Annotated in this window: 18 protein-coding genes and 1 tRNA gene; 12 read left to right on the top strand and 7 right to left on the bottom strand. The window is 63.6% G+C overall.

Annotated features, from left to right (window positions below):
* The 8 genes from CN933_RS13810 to CN933_RS13845 all read left to right on the top strand — a co-directional run bounded on the left by CN933_RS13810 (nt 1) and on the right by CN933_RS13845 (nt 11,018).
* Nucleotides 1-693: an RNA-binding protein gene (locus CN933_RS13810; RefSeq protein ID WP_018093860.1), complete on the top strand. Its 693-nt coding sequence runs from the start codon at nt 1-3 to the stop codon at nt 691-693.
* 105 nt (nt 694-798) lie between these two features.
* Complete coding sequence (gene infB / locus CN933_RS13815) at nt 799-3,468, top strand: translation initiation factor IF-2 (protein WP_018093861.1); 2,670 nt, start codon at nt 799-801, stop codon at nt 3,466-3,468.
* A 159-nt stretch (nt 3,469-3,627) separates the two neighbouring features.
* The gene (rbfA, locus tag CN933_RS13820; RefSeq protein ID WP_026168496.1) at nt 3,628-4,035 is read left to right on the top strand and encodes a 30S ribosome-binding factor RbfA; all 408 of its coding nucleotides are present in this window, start codon (nt 3,628-3,630) and stop codon (nt 4,033-4,035) included.
* 12 nt (nt 4,036-4,047) lie between these two features.
* A complete protein-coding gene (gene truB, locus CN933_RS13825; protein WP_018093863.1) occupies nt 4,048-4,983 on the top strand; it encodes a tRNA pseudouridine(55) synthase TruB in 936 nt (311 codons plus the stop codon).
* A 193-nt stretch (nt 4,984-5,176) separates the two neighbouring features.
* Entirely contained in the window at nt 5,177-6,895 is a 1,719-nt protein-coding gene (locus CN933_RS13830; protein WP_018093864.1) for a sensor histidine kinase, read from the top strand.
* A gap of 237 nt (nt 6,896-7,132) precedes the next feature.
* Nucleotides 7,133-7,402 carry a 30S ribosomal protein S15 gene (gene rpsO, locus CN933_RS13835; protein WP_003534369.1) on the top strand — a complete coding sequence of 90 codons (270 nt, stop codon included), beginning with the start codon at nt 7,133-7,135 and terminating at the stop codon, nt 7,400-7,402.
* A 365-nt stretch (nt 7,403-7,767) separates the two neighbouring features.
* Nucleotides 7,768-9,921: a polyribonucleotide nucleotidyltransferase gene (pnp, locus tag CN933_RS13840; protein WP_018093865.1), complete on the top strand. Its 2,154-nt coding sequence runs from the start codon at nt 7,768-7,770 to the stop codon at nt 9,919-9,921.
* Nucleotides 9,922-10,001: 80 nt separating this feature from the next.
* Nucleotides 10,002-11,018 carry a class I SAM-dependent methyltransferase gene (locus CN933_RS13845; RefSeq protein WP_018093866.1) on the top strand — a complete coding sequence of 339 codons (1,017 nt, stop codon included), beginning with the start codon at nt 10,002-10,004 and terminating at the stop codon, nt 11,016-11,018.
* 83 nt (nt 11,019-11,101) lie between these two features.
* Here the strand turns inward: CN933_RS13845 and fabI are convergent, their stop codons facing one another.
* Genes fabI through fabA form a run of 3 tightly spaced genes read right to left on the bottom strand, consistent with a single transcriptional unit; the run spans nt 11,102 to nt 13,698 of the window.
* A complete protein-coding gene (gene fabI / locus CN933_RS13850) occupies nt 11,102-11,908 on the bottom strand; it encodes an enoyl-ACP reductase FabI (protein WP_018093867.1) in 807 nt (268 codons plus the stop codon).
* Nucleotides 11,909-11,912: 4 nt separating this feature from the next.
* Nucleotides 11,913-13,133, bottom strand: a complete 1,221-nt coding sequence (fabB, locus tag CN933_RS13855) for a beta-ketoacyl-ACP synthase I (RefSeq protein WP_018093868.1) — start codon at nt 13,131-13,133, stop codon at nt 11,913-11,915.
* 49 nt (nt 13,134-13,182) lie between these two features.
* Nucleotides 13,183-13,698 (bottom strand): 3-hydroxyacyl-[acyl-carrier-protein] dehydratase FabA, encoded by a 516-nt coding sequence (fabA, locus tag CN933_RS13860; RefSeq protein WP_003534377.1) that lies wholly within the window; start codon nt 13,696-13,698, stop codon nt 13,183-13,185.
* 377 nt (nt 13,699-14,075) lie between these two features.
* On the opposite strand from fabA, the gene irrA reads away from it, so the two are divergent.
* Nucleotides 14,076-14,498, top strand: a complete 423-nt coding sequence (gene irrA / locus CN933_RS13865) for an iron response transcriptional regulator IrrA (protein WP_018093869.1) — start codon at nt 14,076-14,078, stop codon at nt 14,496-14,498.
* Between the two features lie 30 nt (nt 14,499-14,528).
* Here the strand turns inward: irrA and CN933_RS13870 are convergent, their stop codons facing one another.
* From CN933_RS13870 to CN933_RS13885, 4 genes are all read right to left on the bottom strand, one after another.
* Nucleotides 14,529-15,164: a trimeric intracellular cation channel family protein gene (locus tag CN933_RS13870; protein WP_018093870.1), complete on the bottom strand. Its 636-nt coding sequence runs from the start codon at nt 15,162-15,164 to the stop codon at nt 14,529-14,531.
* Between the two features lie 63 nt (nt 15,165-15,227).
* Entirely contained in the window at nt 15,228-16,016 is a 789-nt protein-coding gene (locus CN933_RS13875; protein WP_018093871.1) for a YdcF family protein, read from the bottom strand.
* A 182-nt stretch (nt 16,017-16,198) separates the two neighbouring features.
* Nucleotides 16,199-16,274, bottom strand: a tRNA-Ala gene (locus CN933_RS13880).
* A gap of 245 nt (nt 16,275-16,519) precedes the next feature.
* Complete coding sequence (locus CN933_RS13885; RefSeq protein ID WP_003534381.1) at nt 16,520-16,909, bottom strand: TIGR02300 family protein; 390 nt, start codon at nt 16,907-16,909, stop codon at nt 16,520-16,522.
* A 284-nt stretch (nt 16,910-17,193) separates the two neighbouring features.
* Here CN933_RS13885 and aroA point away from each other — a divergent pair, with 284 nt between their 5' ends.
* The 3 genes from aroA (at nt 17,194) to rpsA (ending at nt 21,068) form a co-directional block, all read left to right on the top strand.
* Nucleotides 17,194-18,561, top strand: coding sequence for a 3-phosphoshikimate 1-carboxyvinyltransferase (gene aroA / locus CN933_RS13890; protein WP_018093872.1), 1,368 nt, complete (start codon nt 17,194-17,196; stop codon nt 18,559-18,561).
* Nucleotides 18,561-19,199, top strand: a complete 639-nt coding sequence (gene cmk / locus CN933_RS13895) for a (d)CMP kinase (protein ID WP_018093873.1) — start codon at nt 18,561-18,563, stop codon at nt 19,197-19,199. Before aroA ends, cmk begins: the two co-directional genes overlap by 1 nt.
* A gap of 162 nt (nt 19,200-19,361) precedes the next feature.
* The gene (rpsA, locus tag CN933_RS13900; protein WP_003534399.1) at nt 19,362-21,068 is read left to right on the top strand and encodes a 30S ribosomal protein S1; all 1,707 of its coding nucleotides are present in this window, start codon (nt 19,362-19,364) and stop codon (nt 21,066-21,068) included.
* The last annotated feature ends 263 nt before the right edge of the window (nt 21,069-21,331 follow it).

Here is a 21,331-nt window from a genome sequence, read left to right on the forward strand (position 1 = left end):
ATGATCGTCGAGATCGATGCCGACAGCCTGCCTGCGGACAAGGGTCCGAAGGACCGGAACGGCAACAACCGGACCTGTATCGTCACGCGTGAGAGCGGCTCTCCTGAAGAGTTGATCCGCTTTGTCGCCGGCCCCGACGGCGTCGTCGTTGCGGATCTGAAGCGGCAGCTCCCGGGGCGCGGATGTTGGGTCAAGTCCGAGCGGCAGCTCGTGGAAAAAGCGGTGGCGAAGAAGCTCTTCGCCCGCGCTCTTCGCGCCGAAGTGAAGGCGAATGCCGGGCTCGCCGACGAGGTCGAGAGACTTCTCGCCGAGCAGCTCGCGGGCATGATGCACATGGCGCGCAAGGCGGGCCAGTTCATCTCCGGCGCGACGAAGACGGAGCAGGCGGTGCGCGGCCTTGCCGCGCTGGCCGTCTTTCATGCGATCGATGCGGCCGCGGATGGCGTCCGCAAGATCGATCAGGCCCGCAAGGCGATGAGCTTCGTCAGCGAGGACGAAACGGAAATACCCGCTTTCCGCCCCTTCACGGGGGCGGAAATGGAGGGACTTTTGGGAAGTAATGCCTTTATCCATGCCGCAGCGCTTGCAGGGCAGGCAGGTGAAGGTGTAGTGAAGCGCGCAATCATGCTCGAAAAGTACCGAGGATCCGTCCCGGTCCGGGCCGAAGGCGGCGCTGGCAAGCCACAGCAATGAAGCGCGTCACCGGCAGAGACCGGCATAGCGAGCATTGTTTGAGACAATTTGGAAGACAGGGTCAGGGGTTTCGTATCCGGCCCTGATCGCTAGGAACGGAACGGAATGACGGACAACAAAGACGACAAGACACTCAGCGTAGCGGGCAAGAAGACGCTGACCCTGAAGCCCTCCGGGGTGACGCAGGGCACGGTGCGTCAGGATATGGGCCGCGGTCGCACCAAGGCGGTCGTGGTCGAGACCAAGAGAACGCGCGGTCCGCTGAAGCACAAGGACGAGCGCCCGATCACGCCGGTTGCCGCCACGCCTGCCGCCCGCCCGGCTGAGCAGCGTCCGATGCCGCCGCAGCCCTCGGGACGTCCGGCTCCTCAGCCGCAGCCGCACCAGCCGCGCCAGGAACAGAACCGCCCTCGCGGCGGTGTCGTCCTGAACGACCTCTCTGCCGGTGAGATGGAAGCCCGCCGCCGCGCCCTGGCGGAAGCCCAGATTCGCGACGCCGAGGAAGCCAAGCGCCGCGCCGAGGACGAAGTGCGCCGCCGGCGCGAGGAGGAAGAGCGCCTCGCCCGCGAGAAGGAAGAGGCCGCGCGCCGTGCCGCCGAAGAGGCTGCGCGCCCGCCGGTAGAGGCTGAAAAGGCCGAGGAGAAGGTCGAGGCTGCAAGTCCCGCCGTCGGCGAACGCCGTGTCGAGACGCGCCCGCAGCCGGGACGCCCGGCTCCGGCTGCCACGCCGGCGGGGCCGGACGGTGCAGCACTTCGCGGCCGCCGCGGGACCGAGAGCGAGGAAGACGAACGCCGCCGCAGCGGTGCCGGTGCTCCCCGCGGCAAGGTCGTGCGTCCGGAGCCGGCCAAGCCCGCTCCCCGTGCAAAGGGTGACGAGGGCCGCCGCCAGGGCAAGCTGACGCTTACGACGGCTGCCGTGGACGAGGATGGCAGCCAGCGCGGCCGTTCGCTTTCGGCGATGCGCCGCCGCCAGGAGAAGTTCAAGCGCAGCCAGATGCAGGAAACGCGCGAGAAGATCTCCCGCGAAGTCGTCCTGCCGGAAACCATCACGATTCAGGAATTGTCGCAGCGCATGTCCGAGCGCGCGGTCGACGTCATCAAGTTCCTGATGAAGGAAGGCCAGATGATGAAGCCCGGCGACCTGATCGACGCCGATCTCGCGGAGCTCATCGCCGGCGAATTCGGCCACACGGTCAAGCGCGTTTCCGAATCGGACGTCGAGGAAGGCATCTTCAATATTTCCGACGTGGACGACGACATGCAGTCGCGGCCGCCGATCGTGACGATCATGGGTCACGTCGACCACGGCAAGACGTCGCTGCTCGACGCCATCCGCCACGCCAACGTGGTTGCCGGCGAGGCAGGCGGCATCACGCAGCACATCGGTGCCTACCAAGTCGAGCAGAACGGCCAGAAGATCACCTTCATCGACACGCCCGGCCACGCGGCCTTCACGGCCATGCGCGCCCGCGGCGCCCAGGCGACGGACATCGCCGTCCTCGTCGTCGCGGCCGACGACAGCGTGATGCCGCAGACGATCGAGTCGATCAACCATGCCAAGGCGGCCGGCGTTCCGATCATCGTGGCGATCAACAAGATCGACAAGCCGTCCGCGAATCCGCAGAAGGTCCGCACCGAGCTGCTGCAGCACGAAGTCTTCGTCGAATCCATGGGCGGTGAGGTTCTCGACGTCGAGGTTTCGGCCAAGAACCAGACCAACCTCGACAAGCTTCTCGAGGCGATCCTGCTGCAGTCCGAACTCCTCGACCTCAAGGCCAATCCGAACCGGACGGCCGAAGGCACGGTGGTGGAAGCCGAGCTCGACCGCGGCCGCGGTGCGGTTGCGACCGTCCTCGTACAGAAGGGTACGCTCACTCCGGGCCAGATCATCGTCGCGGGCGATCAGTGGGGCCGCGTGCGCGCACTCGTCAACGACAAGGGCGAGCATGTGAAGGCCGCCGGGCCGTCGACGCCGGTCGAGGTTCTCGGTCTCTCCGGAACGCCGGCGGCGGGCGATCGCTTCGCCGTCGTCGAGAGCGAGAGCCGGGCGCGCGAAATTTCGGAATATCGCCAGCGGCTCGCCCGCGAGAAGGCGGTTGCCCGCCAGTCCGGTTCGCGCGGTTCGCTCGAGCAGATGATGACCCAGCTCCAGACCTCCGGCGTCAAGGAGTTCCCGCTGGTCATCAAGGGCGACGTGCAGGGCTCGATCGAAGCGATCTCCGGCGCTCTGGACAAGCTTGGCACCGACGAGGTGCGCGCCCGCATCGTTCATTCGGGTGCCGGCGGCATCACCGAGTCGGACGTCTCGCTTGCGGAAGCTTCGAACGCAGCCATCATCGGCTTCAACGTCCGTGCCAACAAGCAGGCGCGGGATGCGTCCGAGCGTGCCGGCATCGAGATCCGCTACTACAACATCATCTACGACCTGGTGGATGACGTGAAGGCGGCGATGTCCGGTCTCTTGTCGCCGGAGCGGCGCGAGACCTTCCTCGGCAATGCCGAGATCCTGGAGGTGTTCAACATCACCAAGGTCGGCAAGGTCGCGGGTTGCCGCGTCACCGAGGGCAAGGTCGAACGTGGCGTCGGCGTCCGTCTGGTACGCGACAACGTCGTCATCCACGAAGGCAAGCTCAAGACGCTCAAGCGCTTCAAGGACGAAGTCTCCGAGGTTCAGTCCGGCCAGGAATGCGGTATGGCCTTCGAGAACTACGAGGACATTCGTGCCGGCGACACGATCGAGTGCTTCCGCGTCGAACACGTCACGCGGACGCTCTGATCCGATCCGGCAGGGTATTGGCGAGCGCCGGATCGGCTCCGGCGCTCGCTTTTTTTTGAGTGAGAAGGCGCGCGACGCCGCCCGCCTCTCGCATGTTGGAACCGATCGCGTTTCGATAAGGGCTTGATACGCCCGATCGGCGCGGTCCAGGGTGAAACGATGGCCAAATCCACATCCTCCGCTCCGTCCCAGCGCATGCTGCGCGTCGGCGAACAGGTGCGCGCAGCGATCACGCAGGTGCTGCAACGCGGTGAAGTACTCGATCCGCTGATCGAAAACACGGTGATTTCCATTTCCGAGGTGCGCATGTCGCCCGATCTGAAGATCGCCACGGCCTATGTGACCCCACTCGGGGTCGCCGATCACGCGGCGGTTATCGAAGCGCTGAACAGGCATGCGAAATTCATTCGCGGGCGGCTCGGCCCGCAATTGCGGCAGATGAAATACATGCCGGACGTCCGGTTCCGGGACGATACCAGCTTCGACAACTATCAGAAGATCGACTCGCTGCTGCGCTCGCCGGAGGTCAGTCGCGACCTCGATCGCGACGGCGACGACGAAGAGTAAGCGACAGAACCGATGTCCAGACCCCGCAAACCGAAGGGCCGCCCGATTTCGGGATGGCTGATCCTCGACAAACCCCTCGATTTCGGTTCGACCGAGGCCGTATCCAAGATCAAGTGGCTGTTCAAGGCGCAGAAGGCGGGCCATGCCGGCACGCTCGATCCGCTCGCCTCCGGCATGCTGCCGATCGCGCTCGGCGACGCGACGAAAACCGTTCCCTACGTCATGGACGGCCGCAAGATCTACGAATTCACGGTGGCCTGGGGCGAGGAGCGCTCCACCGACGATCTCGAAGGCGAAGCCGTCCGCTCGTCCGCCGCGCGTCCGGAGGAAGAGGCGATCCGCGCCCTGCTGCCGAAATATACCGGCGTAATCGCGCAGGTGCCGCCGCAGTTCTCCGCGATCAAGATCGGCGGCGAGCGCGCCTATGATCTCGCCCGCGAGGGCGAAACCGTCGAGATCCCGGCGCGGGAGGTGGAGGTCTTCCGCCTGTCGCTCATCGGTTCGGCTCCGAACCTCGCTCACTTCGAGATCGAATGCGGCAAGGGCACCTATGTCCGTTCGCTTGCCCGCGACATGGGCCGCGATCTCGGCTGCTTCGGTCATATCGCGTCGCTGCGCCGCACCTTCGTCGCTCCTTTCGGCGAGGAAGACATGGTGCCGCTCGCCGACCTCGTGGCACTGGAAAAGATCGAGGACGAGGCGGAGCGTCTCGCCGCGCTCGACGCGTATCTGATCGACACGGGGGAGGCCCTGTCCGACCTGCCGCATATCGCGGTCAGCGACGACCAGGCGCACCGGCTCAAAATGGGCAATCCGATCATCCTGCGCGGACGTGACGCACCGCTGCCCGCGCCCGAGGCCTACGCCACCGTTCAGGGCAAGCTCGTGGCGATCGGTGAGATCGCCGAGGGCGAGTTCCGGCCGAAGCGCGTTTTCGCCTCCCAATAATTCTGCTGGTCGAAATTCGATCTTGCGCGTTTAAAGTCGAGCGGCGCGGCACGCGCGGCGTATACTCGTTGTGCGCCGAAGCCCATATTGTCATTGTGGGCCTGCCGGCCGCGCTCGAATCATGGACGGGCGGCCCGGAAGCACACGGCACCCGCTCCGGTAATGCGGCAGGGAATCGGCAAGAGGCGTACATATGGTGGAAGCGTCAGAGAAGAGCCGGGAAGATGCTTCATCCGGCAGCCTGCAGGCCGCCGCCGGCTTCGTCCGCGATTATCTTCGCAGGCCCTTCAGCTTCTACCTGATCTCGCTGCTGCTGATCGCCATCATACCGCCTTTCATCTTTTCCTTCGTGATCCTGCAGCGCAATCTCGACGCGCAGAGGGAGGAAGTCACGTCTCTGCTGCGCGCCTCCACCGGCTCGGTCACGCGCATCGTCGAGCGCGAGGTCGACGGCATGCTGACGACGCTCCGGGTGCTGGCGAAATCCGGCGCCGTGGACCTCGCCGACATGCGAGGCTTATACGACCGTGCATCGGTCGCATTGGCCAACACCGATTCCCACCTGATCATCGTCGACGCCGACCATGATCTTCTCCTGAGCACCCGCGTTCCCTTCGGGACGCCGCTCGGGCAGGCGAAGGATCCGGAGGTCGATCTCGCCCTGCAGAGTACCGCACCGCTGGTTTCAGGGGCTTTCCCGGCCGAAATCGGAGAGGGCTGGGTCTTCACCGTGTATCTGCCGGTCACGACGCCCGACGGAAAGAAGTATCTGCTGGGCCTTAGGCAGGATGCCCAGCGCATGACGAAAGCCGTCAACCGCGACACGCTCTCGCCCGGGTGGAATGCCGCGCTCGTCGACGGAAAAGGCAAGGTGATCGTCTCCTCGGACTCGTCGGTGAAATCCGGCGACCCGTTCTTTCTCGACGAATTGCCGTTGCTCAGCATCGGCGTCAGCAATACCACTGCGAGGGGTGTGGACTATCGCGTCGCGTCCGAGTTTTCGGTGGTGACCGGGTGGCGTATCGTCGCTTGGGCGCCGAGCGCCATCGTCGATCAGCCGATGCTATGGTCCTTCCTCTGGCTCTCCTTCGGCGGGATCATTTTCGCAAGCATCGCGGTCGCCGGTTCACTAACCATCGCGCGGCTGCTCACACAGGGCGTCCGGTTGCTGGCCATGGATGCACGGCGATTGGGAGCGGGCGAGCCCGTCGAAGCGCGCCGCTACATGATCACCGAGGTCGAGGCGGTATCGACCGCGCTCGCAAGCGCAGCGACGGCCAGGGCCAAGGCCGAAGGCGAGATTCGCCTGCTGATGCGGGAGGTCGCGCATCGCGCGAAGAACCAGCTCACCGTCATCCAGTCGATGCTGGCGCAGTCGGCAAATTCGGCGGAGGAGCCGTCGGATTTCGTCGAGGCGTTTCGCAAGCGCCTTGCGGGCCTCGCGCGCTCGACCGACCTCATGGTGGCCAACGCCGCCTCCGGAGTCGACTTCCGCGAGCTGGTGCGCAACCAGCTTCAGCCGTTCATGCCGGCCGAGTCCGACCGCGTCGTGCTCAGCGGACCTGCCCTGCGGCTGGACGCCCAGATGGCGCAGACCCTTGGCATGGCACTGCATGAACTGGCTACCAATGCCATAAAGCATGGAGCGCTCGCCAACCAGACCGGCATGATCCAGGTCGAGTGGTCGGTGGCCGAGGGTGCGATCGACATTCGCTGGCGCGAGAGGGGTGCCGATATCGTCGCGCCTTCCGGAAAGAAGGCCCGCCGAGGCTTCGGCACGGTCGTGCTCGAGCGCATGCTCGGCCTTGCGCTTCGTGCGGAGCTCGAAAGGACGATGCATGCGGATGGCATCGAATGGCGGATACGCATCCCGCGCGGCGAGGACCTTTCCTCGCAGGAGCCAGGCGGTTGAGGGGCGGATCGTCCTGAGCAAACCACCACGAATGGATGCCGGAGCATCCGTGCGCAACCGGAATTGACGGTGCGCGGGAGGCGGTGCCGCGCAGCGGTTTCATGACCCTTTCCTTTTGGAACGGATTCGGTTATAGGCACGCCAGCGAAAGGCGCCGCCTCTTCGTGCGAACGGCCGTAGCTGGACGACATCCCGGCTGCCGGCGACCCTCAAATCCTCGAACGAAAGGATCAAACGATGTCGGTTACTGCAGAGCGCAAAGCTCAGATCATCAAGGAATTCGCAACCGTAGAAGGCGACACCGGTTCTCCGGAAGTTCAGGTTGCCATCCTGACGGAACGGATCAACAACCTGACCGAACACTTCAAGGACCACAAGAAGGACAATCACTCCCGACGTGGCCTCCTCGCGCTGGTTTCCAGCCGGCGCTCGCTCCTCGACTATCTGAAGAAGAAGGACGAGGCGCGCTACACCAAGCTGATCGGTGCCCTGGGCATCCGTCGCTAAACGACTGGTCCGGCGGGTTGCCTCGGCAACCCGCCGGCTTTTTTCTACAGCCCGTGCGCTCTTCAAAAGGCCTAGGGTATTGTACAGGGCGCCACAGCGCCGCGCGTCCTATCGGACGCGCAACGTCCAGCGGACCGGATGGGCCGGGATCGCGGATCAACCAATGGCCCGTCATGGGGCAGGATTGCAGGATGCTTCGGCGCCTGCTTGCCGAAGCGGCTGCTATACGCAGCGCGGCAAAGCGGTATGCGGCCGGTTTTCTTTGAAGCCTCCCGTTGTCTTGCCCGTGATGCGCCACCATGCGGCTTTGAGATCGCCCGCGCTTTTTGAGCCGCGGAAGGTCTGTCGCACACGAAGGACAGAACATGTTCGAGACACACAAGGTAGAAATCGAATGGGCGGGGCGTCCGCTCAAGCTCGAAACCGGAAAAATCGCGCGGCAGGCCGATGGTGCCGTTCTCGCGACCTACGGCGAAACCGTCGTGCTCGCCACGGTGGTTTCGGCGAAGGCACCGAAGCCAGGCCAGGATTTCTTCCCGCTCACCGTCAACTATCAGGAAAAGACCTACGCTGCCGGCAAGATTCCCGGCGGGTATTTCAAGCGTGAGGGCCGCCCCAGCGAAAACGAGACGCTGGTGTCGCGTCTGATCGACCGGCCGATCCGCCCGCTCTTCCCGGAGGGCTACAAGAACGATACCCAGGTCATCGTCACGGTCATGCAGCATGACCTCGAGAACAACCCGGACGTCGTCGCGATGGTCGCGGCCTCCGCTGCATTGACGCTCTCCGGCGTTCCCTTCATGGGTCCGGTCGGCGGTGCCCGCGTCGGCTACATCAACGGCGAATACGTTCTCAACCCGCATCTCGACGAAATGGACGAATCCACGCTCGACCTCGTCGTCGCCGGCACGCAGGAAGCCGTGCTGATGGTGGAGTCGGAAGCGAAAGAGCTGCCGGAAGATGTGATGCTCGGCGCCGTCGTTTTCGGCCAGAAGGGCTTCCAGCCGGTGATCGACGCTGTCATCAGGCTCGCGGAAGTTGCCGCCAAGGAGCCGCGCGAATTCAATCCGGAAGATCACTCCGCTCTCGAAAACGCGATGCTTTCGATCGCCGAAGACGAGCTGCGCAACGCCTATAAGATCACCGAGAAGGCCGCGCGCTATGCCGCCGTGGACGCGGTAAAGGCAAAGGTCAAAGAACATTTCCTGCCGGAAGGCGTCGAGAACCCGGCCCATACCGCCGAAGAGATCGCCGCTGTCTTCAAGCACCTGCAGGCCAAGATCGTTCGCCGGAACATCCTCGACACGAAGAGCCGCATCGACGGCCGCGACCTCGTCACGGTTCGCCCGATCGTCGCCGAAGTCGGCATTCTGCCGCGCACGCACGGTTCGGCGCTCTTTACCCGCGGTGAAACGCAGGCGATCGTCGTTGCCACGCTCGGCACCGGCGAAGACGAGCAGTATGTCGATTCCTTGACCGGCATGTACAAGGAAAACTTCATGCTGCATTACAACTTCCCGCCCTATTCGGTCGGTGAAACGGGCCGCATGGGTTCTCCGGGCCGCCGCGAGATCGGCCACGGCAAGCTCGCCTGGCGCGCCATCCATCCGATGCTGCCGACCACGGAACAGTTCCCATACACGCTGCGCGTCGTTTCCGAGATTACCGAGTCCAACGGTTCCTCCTCCATGGCAACCGTCTGCGGCACGTCGCTTGCACTGATGGATGCGGGCGTTCCGCTCGCCAAGCCGGTTGCCGGCATTGCCATGGGCCTCATCAAGGAAGACGACCGTTTCGCCGTCCTCTCCGACATTCTCGGCGATGAAGACCACCTTGGCGATATGGACTTCAAGGTCGCCGGCACGGATACCGGCATCACCTCGCTGCAGATGGACATCAAGATCGAAGGCATCACCGAGGAGATCATGGGTGTTGCTCTCAACCAGGCCAAGGGAGGCCGCCTGCACATTCTCGCCGAAATGGCCAAGGCCATCTCCGAGAGCCGCGGCCAGCTCGGCGAGTTCGCGCCGCGCATCGAAGTCATGAACATTCCGGTCGACAAGATCCGTGAAGTCATCGGCTCGGGCGGCAAGGTCATCCGCGAGATCGTCGAAAAGACCGGCGCCAAGATCAATATCGACGACGACGGCACCGTCAAGATCGCCTCGGCTTCCGCCAAGGAGATCGAGGCCGCCCGCAAGTGGATCCACTCGATCGTCGCCGAGCCGGAAGTCGGTCAGGTCTATGAAGGCACCGTCGTCAAGACGGCCGATTTCGGCGCCTTCGTCAACTTCTTCGGCGCCCGCGACGGTCTCGTTCACATCTCGCAGCTCGCTTCCGAGCGTGTTGCCAAGACCACCGACGTCGTCAAGGAAGGCGATAAGGTCTGGGTCAAGCTGATGGGCTTCGACGAGCGCGGCAAGGTTCGCCTCTCCATGAAGGTCGTCGATCAGGCGACCGGCAAGGAGATCGTTGCCGAGAAGGGCGAAAAGAAGGACGGCGGCGAAGCCGCCGAGTAAGCCGCCCTCGGCTGAAACCATTCAGGGCGCGGAGCGGATCGCTTCGCGCCCTTTCTCGTGACGAAAACGGAATCGAACCCATGAGCCGCGACGCGCTGAAAACACTGTTCCATCCTTTCGCAACGGGGATCATCGATCCGCCGGGAGAGGGCGAGCGGGTGCTCTTCCTCGGCGCCGAGGCGGGCTACCGCTTGCCGGAGGGCTTTGCTGCGGACGTCTCGGCCGTACAGCCGCTGAAGCCCCTCTACCGCGCGCTGACGGCAGCTCGCGCCGATGTGGCGCCGGTCGCCGCGGGCGACGGCTACGACGCCGCGCTCGTTCTGTGCGGCAGGCACAAGGGCGAGAACGAAGACCGCATTGCGCAGGCGTTGAAACGCACCCGCGCCGGCGCGCTGATCGTGGTCGCCGGCGGCAAGGAGGACGGCATTCAGTCGCTGCGCAAGCGGATCGACAAGTTCGGCTGGGATGGCGACTCGATGCCCAAATATCACGGTGTGGCCTTCTGGTTCACGCGCCCGGAGGATGTTGCCGAGGCCATCTCGGCGCTCGCCAAGGTCCCGGTGCGCGTCGACGGCCTGTTCGTGGCATCGCCCGGCATGTTCTCGCATGACCGCGTCGATGCCGGCTCGGAGCTGCTCGCGTCGCGGCTGCCGCGCGATTTCACCGGTCACGCGGCGGATTTCGGCGCCGGCTGGGGTTATCTCTCGGTCAAGCTTGCCGCGGCTTCGCCGAGCCTCAAGGGCATAGATCTGTTCGAAGCGGATTTCGAAGCACTGGAGGCGGCACGGGCAAACATGGCGGCGAATGCGCCTTCGACGGCGGCTCGTTTCTTTTGGCACGACCTGACGGCGGAAGAGACGCGCGACAAATACGACCTTATCGTCATGAACCCGCCCTTCCACGAGGGCCATGCTGCCGAGCCTGCGCTCGGCGCGGCAATGATCAAGGCGGCCGCCAAGGCGCTGAAGCATGGTGGCCGGCTGATGCTCGTCGCCAATCGCGGACTTCCCTATGAGCCGGTCCTGGCGGAGAATTTCAAGGAAATCGGCGAGACCTGCCGCAATGCGCGCTTCAAGGTGCTCTGGGCGAAACGCTGACCCAGTGAACAGCCCCTCATCCGGCCTGACGGCCACCTTCTCCCCGCAAGCGGGGAGAAGGTTAGGTAAGGGGCAATCCCTGCTTAATCCGCGTCTGCGACCCGCAAGGCTTCGAGCGTCGGCATCGAAGTGATGTTGTAGCCGGAATCCACATAGTGAATTTCCCCGGTGACGCCGCGCGAGAGGTCCGAGAGCAGATAAAGTGCGGAACTGCCGACGTCTTCTATGGTGACGGTCCGGCGTAGGGGCGAGTTCTTCTGCTGCCAGGAGAGCATAGCGCGCGCGTCGGAAATGCCGGCGCCTGCAAGCGTCCGGATCGGACCGGCCGAGATCGCATTGACGCGGATGCCGCGCGCTCCGTAATCGGCGGCCAGGTAGCGTACCGAAGCTTCGAGCGCGGCTTTGGCGACGCCCATGACGTTGTAGTTCGGCATGACCCGCATCGAGCCGCCATAGGTGAGCGTCAGCATGGTGCCGCCCTCGCTCATCAGCTCCGCCGCACGCTTGGCAATCTCGGTAAAGGAGAAGCAGGAGATCACCATGGTGCGGCTGAAATTGTCCCGCGTCGTGTCCGCATAGAGACCCTTTAGCTCGTTCTTGTCCGAGAAGCCGATGGCGTGGACGACGAAATCGAGCTTGCCCCAGCGCTCCCTTATGGCGTCGACGACTGCGTCGACGGAGTCGAGGTCCTCGACGTCGCAGGGGAGCAGGAAGTCGGAATTGACCTCCGCAGCCAGCGGCTTGACGCGCTTGCCGAGAGCTTCGCCCTGATAGGTGAAGGCGAGCTCGGCGCCCTGAGCGGCGAGAGACTTGGCGATACCCCAGGCAATAGAATGGTTGTTGGCGACGCCCATGATGAGGCCGCGCTTTCCGTTCATCAGTCCGTTCATCGTGTTATCCGTTATAGCGCTGGAAGACGAGCGTCGCGTTCGTGCCGCCGAAGCCGAAGGAGTTCGAAAGAACCGTGTCGATCTTGGCATTGTCGATGCGCTTGCGGACGATCGGCACGCCTTCGAATTCGGGGTCGAGCTCGGTGATGTGAGCGCTTTCGCCGATGAAGCCGGCCTGCATCATCAGGAGACCGTAGATCGATTCCTGCACGCCGGCGGCGCCGAGCGAGTGGCCGGTCAGCGATTTCGTGGACTGCACATGCGGCATCTTTTCGCCGAAGACCTCGCGGATGGCGCCGATCTCCTTCTGATCGCCGACCGGCGTCGAAGTGCCGTGGGTATTGATGTAGTCGACCTCGCCCTTCACCGTGGCCAGCGCCTGGCGCATGCAGCGCACCGCGCCCTCGCCGGAAGGCGCGACCATGTCGTAGCCGTCCGAAGTGGCGCCGTAACCGACGATTTCCGCATAGATCTTGGCGCCGCGCGCCTTGGCGCGCTCCAGTTCTTCCAGAACGAGAACGCCGGCACCGCCGGCGATGACGAAGCCGTCGCGGTTCGCGTCATAGGCACGTGAGGCGACGGATGGCGTGTCGTTGTACTTCGACGACATGGCGCCCATGGCGTCGAAGAGATTGGACATGGTCCAGTCGAGATCCTCGTGGCCGCCCGCGAACATGACGTCCTGCTTCCCCCACTGGATCATTTCCGCGGCATTGCCGATGCAATGCGCCGAAGTCGAGCAGGCCGACGAGATCGAGTAGTTGACGCCGTGGATCTGGAACCAGGTCGCAAGCGTCGCCGAAGCCGTAGACGACATCGCCTTCGGCACCACGAAGGGGCCGATCCGCTTCGGGCTGTTGTTCTTGCGGGTGATCTCCGCCGCTTCGACGATCGCGCGGGTAGAAGGGCCGCCCGAACCCATGATGATGCCGGTGCGCTCATTGGTGATGTCGCCGGCCTCGAGCCCGGAATCGGCGATCGCCTGCTTCATCGCCACATGGTTCCAGGCGCCGCCCTGGGACAGGAAGCGCATGGCGCGGCGGTCGACGAGGTCGCTCGGGTCGAGCGTCGGCGCTCCCCAGACCTGGCACTTGAAGCCGTGCTCGGCAAAATCCGGAGAAAACGTGATGCCCGACCGCGCATCGCGGAGCGACGCGGTGACTTCGTCGGCATCGCTGCCGATGGAGGAAACGATGCCGAGGCCCGTTACAACAACCCGTCTCATGTCAGATGACCTTTTCTTCGATTGGAACCGTGCGGGGGTCGCCCGCAGTTCAGTCGGCCTTTTCCTGGAAGAGGCCGACCCTGAGATCGGTGGCCTTGTAGATCGTTTCGCCATCGGCCTTCATCCAGCCGTCGGCGATGCCAAGAACCAGACGGCCGCGCATGACGCGCTTGAAGTCGATGCCGTATTCTACCAGCTTGGTCTTCGGCGTCACCATGCCGGTGAACTTCACTTCTCCGGTGGAGATGGCGCGGCCCTTGCCCGCCTCGCCGAGCCAGCCGAGAAAGAAACCGGTCAATTGCCACATTGCGTCGAGACCGAGGCAGCCGGGCATGACCGGATCGCCCATGAAGTGGCAGGGAAAGAACCAGAGATCCGGCGTAATGTCGAATTCGGCGCGGACATAACCCTTGTCGTTTGGCCCGCCCGTTTCCGAAATGTCGGTGATGCGGTTGAACATCAGCATCGGCGGCAGCGGCAGCTGCGCATTGCCGGGGCCAAACATTTCGCCTCGGCCGCAGATCAGGATTTCCTCATAGCTGAAGCTGGATTGTCTGGTGGTCATGAATGGTTGCTTCCCGAGTCTATTATGTGTTCTCCGACCTGCTTTAGTGCAAGTTCGGTCTGATTTGAAGCGCAACCTGTCATCCGCGGCTGCGATGCGGGCTACGGCTCATGACGTTCCAAATAGGGCGGCATGCGGGTGTAGGAAAGCTCTCTCATCGTCGCCGAACCGCTCGGAATGGTGACATCATTCCGCCGTCGCTTACAGTATGAATGTGGCGGCGGCCAGAGTTAAATGCCCGCCTTCCCCCGCTTTGGGCCGATTTTCAGGCGTTTGCGGCCTTCGCACGTGCGGAATCTATTGAAAGCCGCGGCGCCAGAAGTTATATCGCAAATTGATAATCCACGGATCCCGCAGGTATATCGGAACGGCTGTCGATGACGAAAGCAACGCACATGTCCTCACAGGAGAGGCTGCGCAGTTCGGGTTTGCGCCCGACGCGCCAGCGCGTTGCGCTTGCCGATCTGATCTTCGCCAAGGGCGACCGTCACCTGACGGTGGAGGAACTCCATGAAGAGGCCGTCACGGCCGGCGTTCCCGTTTCGCTCGCGACCGTCTACAACACGCTCCACCAGTTCACCGAAGCCGGCATGATCCGCGTCCTCGCCGTCGAGAGCGCCAGGACCTATTTCGATACGAATGTCTCGGATCACCACCATTTCTTCATCGAGGGCGAAAACGAAGTCCTCGACATTCCGGTGAGCAATATTCAGATCGACAATCTCCCCGAACCGCCGGAAGGCATGGAGATCTCCCATGTCGACGTGGTAATCCGGCTGCGTCACAAGAGCGAGCGCTGAGCGTCGTCGCTCTCGCGCCACGAAGTTTCGTCACATCACGTCCTTCGGGTCGCGGCCGGGCCCGGCCTTGCCCGTCGGCAGCGTCCAGCCGTATCGAAGCGCGCCGCCCCGCACGGCGAAGGCCGTGACGACGCCGAGTGCGGACGCTGCGACGAGCGGCAATCCGACCAGGCTGGCCAGGACGAAGGCGCCGGCGCCGATGAGGGCGGCGCTGACGTAGATCTCCGGCCTCAGGAGGACAGAGGGCTCGCCGGCCAGAAGATCGCGCAGAACCCCGCCGAAGGTCGCCGTCAGGGCGCCCGTGACCAGGGCGACGATAGGCGAGCCGGTCGCCGCCAGCCCCTTTGCCGCGCCCATCACGCAATAGGCCGAGAGGCCGAGCGCGTCGAGCCATACGAGCATCCGGTAGCGTGATTCGAGCAAATGGGACGTGAGGAAGACGGCCACCGCCACTGCCGCGCAGACGATGATGAAATTAGGGTTCACCACCCAGAACACCGGCGTCGCGCCGAGAACGAGGTCGCGGATGGTACCGCCGCCAATGCCCGTCGCGGAAGCGAGAAACAGATAGCCGATGATGTCGAGCTGCTTGCGGGAGGCCGACAGCGCGCCGGTCGCCGCAAAGATTGCGACGCCCGCATAGTCGAGGAATTCGAGGATCGGCATGGCTGCTCCGCTTGGCTGCAAGTCTCCTCTAATCGTAACCTATTAAAGAAAACATGCGGTAGGCTACCGCGGCAGCAGCGTCTCAGTCCGGCCGAGGAGATAATAGGCAACGAGCCCTGTCCACTCCTTGGCGGCCGTCGTCGCCAATTGGGCATTGAGCGAGGGCTGGGTGAAATCGAAGCCGAGCCGCACCTTGCCGCTCGTGCGATAATCCGTCGGCCAGGGCGTGACTTCCATGCCGTTTGCGCGAAAGAGGCCGATCGAGCGCGGCATGTGGTAAGCGGAGGTCACGAGCGCACAACGCTCGAGCCCGTTCTCGGCCAGCAAATCCCTGGTATAGCGTGCGTTTTCGAAGGTCGTCCGCGATTCTCCCTCGCGGATCAGCCGGTTGGAACCGATGCCGAAGGTCCCGAAGAATTTCTGCGAGGCATGCGCGTCGCCCTCGTAGATGCCGCTGAGCGACCCGTCTCCGCCCGAGACAAGGATGCGAGCCTGGGGATAGGCCCGCGCGAGCCTCAAGGTTTCGACGAAGCGTTCGGCCGCCTGGTTCAGCTCCATGCCGCCGCGGCTCGCCATCACCACATTCTCGAAGGCGCCCCCGAGCACGATGATGCAAGCAAGCTCCGTCGGCTCCGTCGCGGGGCGGGGAAACCGGTCCTCGAGGATCTGCAGGAAATAGGAGCCGGCGGTGGTGAAGAGAGTGACGAAGAGGACGGCGAGCCCGAAGACGCTCAAAGTACCGCCGCTGCGGCGGAAACGGCCAAGCATAAGCAGCACGCCGGCGAACAGGGCGAGGAAGGCGAGGGACAGCGGCTGGGCTACGAGCCAGAAGATTTTCGAGACGAGAAACATGGGCAGATCGTTCTTCGGCCTCGGCCGGTAAAGATTTCATGAATGACGGCGCCGCGTCTAGCGGCGTGCACAATACAGGACGATAGCCTGGTGCGCCTCGCCGGTTGCTGCACGGCAAGGTTTTTCTTTGCGAGCAGCGTTCAAGCGGCTGAATTCCTTACGTCGGGGGATCGAAAAGATTTTGGTGGAGCTAAGCGGGATCGAACCGCTGACCTCTTGCATGCCATGCAAGCGCTCTCCCAGCTGAGCTATAGCCCCATCAGGGTCCGGCTTTGCCGGTCCGGGAAGATCGCGAGGCGCGTTGCGCCCGGCGAGTGGCGGCTTATTACTTCTGCTAGGTGCAGATGGCAAGCCGAAAAGTGAGGGCCGGGACGAATTATTTTTTGGCTCCGGCCGGATGCTTCGATGCCGATCGCGTTCGACGGATGGGGCGGCTTCGTGCGCCTTTCGAAACGCTTGCGGGCAGGCATGCGGGCGCTGATCCGCCCGCGACGCCAGTCTGTTCAGACGTCGTCGTCCTCGTCGGAAACGCCGATGATGTCGCTCATGTCGTCGTCATCGTCTTCGTCGTCGGTCTGGAGGAAGGTGTCGTCGTCGTCACCCTCGATCTCGACATCGTCGTCGCCGAGATCCGGCAGATCGTCGCCGCCCGAGGCTTCGTCGTCCGCTTCCTCGAGCGAGACGAGTTCGACTTCCGTGTTCTCGGTATCGACTTCCTTGACGTCTTCCTCTTCTTCCTTCTCGAGCACCTTGGCGACGGAGGTTTCCTCGAAGAAGGACAGCGGATAGGACTTGCCCGTGTAGGGGGAGACGATCGGATCACGGTTCAGATCGTAGAATTTGCGCCCCGTTTCCGGGTCGATGCGCTTTGTTCCAAGTTCCGGTTTTGCCACAGTCAAAGCCTCTTGAATGGCCGGCGAGCCGGCTCTTGCCGGAAAGCCGGCGGTTAGAAACGTATCAAGCTTATGATGATTAGCCGGTCCCCATAATCATCTTGGCGAGTTCTGTCAAAGATAAACTTCCGCGAGCTCCGGTCGTCATTTTCTTCGCAGCAGGAGGATGACCCTTTTCGCGCATTGTGTTAGGGAGCCGGCGAGACCGGCGGTCCGCCACCAACGCGCCGGAAAGCACCACCTTCCGCGCCAGCCGTCAGCCGGATTGTCAGAGGAAAACCACGATGTCTCACGGCTCGAACCCGCGGCCCGCCACCGCACGCAAGTCTTCCGACCTCAAGGGTACTTTGCGCATTCCGGGCGACAAGTCGATCTCGCACCGCTCCTTCATGTTCGGCGGCCTTGCCGCGGGCGAGACGCGCATCACCGGTCTTCTCGAAGGCGAAGACGTGATCAATACCGGCAAGGCCATGCAGGCGATGGGCGCCAGGATCCGCAAGGAGGGCGACACCTGGATCATCGACGGTGTCGGGAACGGCGCGCTGCTCGCGCCGGAGGCGCCGCTCGACTTCGGCAATGCCGGCACCGGCTGCCGGCTGACGATGGGCCTTGTCGGCGTCTATGATTTCGATTCCACTTTCATCGGCGATGCCTCGCTGACCAAGCGCCCGATGGGCCGCGTGCTCGATCCGCTCCGCGAAATGGGCGTTCAGGTGAAGTCGGCGGAGGGCGACCGGCTGCCGGTGACCCTGCGCGGGCCGAAGACGCCGAACCCGATCACCTATCGCGTGCCGATGGCGTCTGCCCAGGTGAAATCCGCCGTGCTGCTCGCCGGCCTCAACACGCCCGGCATCACGACCGTCGTCGAGCCGGTGATGACCCGCGACCATACGGAAAAGATGCTGCAGGGCTTCGGTGCCAAGCTGACGGTCGAGACCGATGCCGAGGGTGTGCGCACCATTCGCCTCGAGGGCCGCGGCAAGCTGACGGGCCAGGTGATCGACGTGCCAGGCGATCCGTCCTCCACGGCCTTTCCGCTGGTGGCGGCGCTCATCGTTCCGGGCTCGGACATCACCATCCTCAACGTGCTGATGAACCCGACCCGTACCGGCCTCATCCTGACCCTGCAGGAGATGGGCGCCAATATCGAGGTCATGAACAAGCGGCTTGCCGGCGGCGAGGATGTCGCCGATCTGCGCGTTTGCTATTCGGAGCTGAAGGGCGTCACCGTGCCGGAGGAGCGCGCCCCGTCGATGATCGACGAATATCCGGTGCTCGCGGTCGCCGCCGCCTTCGCCGAGGGCACAACCGTGATGAACGGGCTGGAAGAGCTCCGCGTCAAGGAGTCCGACCGTCTGTCCGCCGTTGCGGACGGCCTGAAGCTCAACGGGGTGGATTGCGACGAGGGCGAGGCCTCGCTGGTCGTGCGCGGCCGGCCCGGCGGCAAGGGCCTGGGCAATAACTCGGGCGGCCAGGTGAAGACCCATCTCGACCACCGCATCGCCATGAGCTTCCTTGTCATGGGACTTGTCTCGGAGCATCCGGTGACGGTCGACGATGCGACGATGATCGCGACGTCCTTCCCCGAATTCATGGGCCTGATGACCGGACTGGGCGCGAAAATCGAAGAGGCAGAGAACAAGGCAGCCTGATGACCTTCGTAATCGCCATCGATGGGCCTGCGGCCGCCGGCAAGGGAACGCTCTCGCGCCGGATCGCCGAGCAATACGGCTTCCACCATCTCGACACGGGGCTCACCTATCGCGCCACCGCCAAGGCGCTCATGGATGCCGGACTGCCGCTCGGCGACGAGGCGGTGGCCGAGACGATGGCGCGCGAGGTGGACCTTTCCGGGCTCGATCGCGCCGTGCTTTCGGAGCATTCGATCGGCGAGGCGGCGTCGAAGATCGCCGTCATGCCGGCCGTGCGCCGGGCACTGGTCGAGGCGCAGCGGGCCTTCGCGCGCAAGGAGCCGGGTACCGTGCTCGACGGGCGCGACATCGGCACGGTCGTCTGCCCTGATGCGGCGGTGAAGCTCTATGTGACCGCTTCCCCCGAAGTGCGGGCGAAACGGCGCCATGACGAGATCATCGCCGGCGGCGGAAAGGCTGACTACGCCGCGGTTTTCGAGGACGTGAAGAAGCGTGACGAGCGCGACATGGGTCGTGCCGACAGTCCTTTGAGACCTGCCGAGGACGCGCACTTGCTTGATACTTCCGAAATGAGTATAGAGGCGGCATTCCAGGCGGCGAAGACGCTGGTCGACGCCGCCCTGAAAGAGAAGATTTGAAGAAGGCCTGATCCGGCCCAGCCGGTCTCCTTCTTGAAAATAGCCTGAAATTCCGTCCACGCGCCGGATTGCTCCATGACAGGAGCGGACTGGGTTCAGGCCTGTCTAACACCAACCCCCGGCGCACATGCGTTTCCGGCAGGAGACGCAGCAGGAGATTATATGTCTGCAACCAACCCCACCCGTGATGATTTCGCAGCGCTTCTGGAAGAGTCCTTCGCCAAGACGGACCTCGCCGAAGGCTATGTCGCCAAGGGCATCGTCACGGCGATCGAAAAAGACGTCGCAATCGTCGACGTCGGCCTCAAGGTCGAAGGCCGCGTACCGCTGAAGGAATTCGGCGCCAAGGCCAAGGACGGCACGCTGAAGGTCGGCGACGAAGTCGAAGTCTATGTCGAGCGCATTGAAAACGCACTCGGCGAAGCAGTCCTTTCGCGCGAGAAGGCCCGCCGCGAAGAGAGCTGGCAGCGCCTGGAAGTCAAGTTTGAAGCCGGCGAACGCGTCGAAGGCATCATATTCAACCAGGTCAAGGGCGGCTTCACCGTCGATCTCGACGGCGCCGTAGCCTTCCTGCCGCGTTCGCAGGTCGACATCCGTCCGATCCGCGACGTGACGCCGCTGATGCACAACCCGCAGCCCTTCGAAATCCTGAAGATGGACAAGCGCCGCGGCAACATCGTCGTTTCGCGCCGCACGGTTCTCGAAGAGTCCCGCGCCGAGCAGCGTTCTGAAATCGTTCAGAACCTCGAGGAAGGCCAGGTTGTCGAGGGTGTCGTCAAGAACATCACCGATTACGGTGCGTTCGTCGACCTCGGCGGCATCGATGGCCTGCTGCACGTCACCGACATGGCGTGGCGCCGCGTCAACCATCCGTCGGAAATCCTGAACATCGGCCAGCAGGTCAAGGTTCAGATCATCCGCATCAACCAGGAAACCCACCGCATCTCGCTCGGCATGAAGCAGCTCGAGTCCGATCCGTGGGACGGCATCGGTGCGAAGTATCCGGTCGGCAAGAAGATCTCCGGTACCGTCACGAACATCACCGACTACGGTGCCTTCGTCGAGCTGGAGCCGGGCATCGAAGGCCTGATTCACATCTCCGAAATGTCCTGGACGAAGAAGAACGTTCACCCCGGCAAGATCCTGTCCACGAGCCAGGAAGTCGACGTGGTCGTTCTCGAAGTCGACCCGACCAAGCGCCGCATCTCGCTCGGCCTCAAGCAGACGCTCGAGAACCCGTGGCAGGCCTTCGCGCATAGCCATCCGGCTGGCACGGAAGTCGAAGGCGAAGTCAAGAACAAGACCGAATTCGGTCTGTTCATCGGCCTCGATGGCGATGTCGACGGCATGGTCCACCTCTCCGACCTCGACTGGAACCGTCCGGGCGAACAGGTCATCGAAGAGTTCAACAAGGGCGACGTCGTTCGTGCTGTCGTTCTCGACGTGGACGTCGACAAGGAGCGCATCTCGCTCGGCATCAAGCAGCTCGGCCGCGATGCGGTCGGTGAAGCTGCCGCTTCCGGCGAACTGCGCAAGAACGCCGTCGTTTCGGCAGAAGTCATCGGCGTCAACGATGGCGGCATCGAAGTGCGGCTCGTCAACCACGAGGACGTCACCGCCTTCATCCGTCGCGCCGACCTCTCGCGCGATCGCGACGAACAGCGTCCGGAGCGTTTCTCGGTCGGCCAGACCGTCGACGCGCGGGTCACCAACTTCTCCAAGAAGGACCGCAAGATCCAGCTGTCGATCAAGGCTCTGGAAATCGCGGAAGAGAAGGAAGCCGTCGCTCAGTTCGGCTCTTCCGACTCGGGTGCTTCGCTCGGCGACATTCTGGGCGCTGCGCTCAAGAACCGCCAGAACAACGAGTAATCGTTGACGGACTTGAAATGATAAGCCCGCGGAGAGTGATCTCCGCGGGCTTTTTCGTGGGCTGTAGCGACCTTTGCGCGTCTTATGAGACGCGCGGCGCAGTGGGAAAAACCGTTACACTTTGTGCTCTAAGGCCTGTTGAGATTCGGGTCACCCGCCGCCGCTTGTCTGATTTCCTCATTCCTGTGCTCGTCACAGGAATCCAGCCAGACCAAGTCCTTGGGCTGAAAGAACTCTTCCCGCGCCGCAGACGCGGCGCTGCT

This window comes from Sinorhizobium sp. M4_45 (genome assembly GCF_002885915.1).
Classification (GTDB): Bacteria; Pseudomonadota; Alphaproteobacteria; order Rhizobiales; family Rhizobiaceae; genus Sinorhizobium; species Sinorhizobium meliloti_A.

Bases quoted from the DNA above. Each gene is read 5' to 3' on its own strand.
- fabI (WP_018093867.1), bottom strand. From the start codon at position 11,908: ATGAACGGACTGATGAACGGAAAGCGCGGCCTCATCATGGGCGTCGCC.
- rbfA (WP_026168496.1), top strand. From the start codon at position 3,628: ATGGCCAAATCCACATCCTCCGCTCCGTCCCAGCGCATGCTGCGCGTC.
- fabA (WP_003534377.1), bottom strand. From the start codon at position 13,698: ATGACCACCAGACAATCCAGCTTCAGCTATGAGGAAATCCTGATCTGC.
- CN933_RS13845 (WP_018093866.1), top strand. From the start codon at position 10,002: ATGAGCCGCGACGCGCTGAAAACACTGTTCCATCCTTTCGCAACGGGG.
- CN933_RS13830 (WP_018093864.1), top strand. From the start codon at position 5,177: ATGGTGGAAGCGTCAGAGAAGAGCCGGGAAGATGCTTCATCCGGCAGC.
- fabB (WP_018093868.1), bottom strand. From the start codon at position 13,133: ATGAGACGGGTTGTTGTAACGGGCCTCGGCATCGTTTCCTCCATCGGC.
- truB (WP_018093863.1), top strand. From the start codon at position 4,048: ATGTCCAGACCCCGCAAACCGAAGGGCCGCCCGATTTCGGGATGGCTG.
- CN933_RS13810 (WP_018093860.1), top strand. From the start codon at position 1: ATGATCGTCGAGATCGATGCCGACAGCCTGCCTGCGGACAAGGGTCCG.
- infB (WP_018093861.1), top strand. From the start codon at position 799: ATGACGGACAACAAAGACGACAAGACACTCAGCGTAGCGGGCAAGAAG.
- CN933_RS13875 (WP_018093871.1), bottom strand. From the start codon at position 16,016: ATGTTTCTCGTCTCGAAAATCTTCTGGCTCGTAGCCCAGCCGCTGTCC.
- rpsA (WP_003534399.1), top strand. From the start codon at position 19,362: ATGTCTGCAACCAACCCCACCCGTGATGATTTCGCAGCGCTTCTGGAA.
- rpsO (WP_003534369.1), top strand. From the start codon at position 7,133: ATGTCGGTTACTGCAGAGCGCAAAGCTCAGATCATCAAGGAATTCGCA.
- CN933_RS13870 (WP_018093870.1), bottom strand. From the start codon at position 15,164: ATGCCGATCCTCGAATTCCTCGACTATGCGGGCGTCGCAATCTTTGCG.
- irrA (WP_018093869.1), top strand. From the start codon at position 14,076: ATGACGAAAGCAACGCACATGTCCTCACAGGAGAGGCTGCGCAGTTCG.
- cmk (WP_018093873.1), top strand. From the start codon at position 18,561: ATGACCTTCGTAATCGCCATCGATGGGCCTGCGGCCGCCGGCAAGGGA.
- aroA (WP_018093872.1), top strand. From the start codon at position 17,194: ATGTCTCACGGCTCGAACCCGCGGCCCGCCACCGCACGCAAGTCTTCC.
- pnp (WP_018093865.1), top strand. From the start codon at position 7,768: ATGTTCGAGACACACAAGGTAGAAATCGAATGGGCGGGGCGTCCGCTC.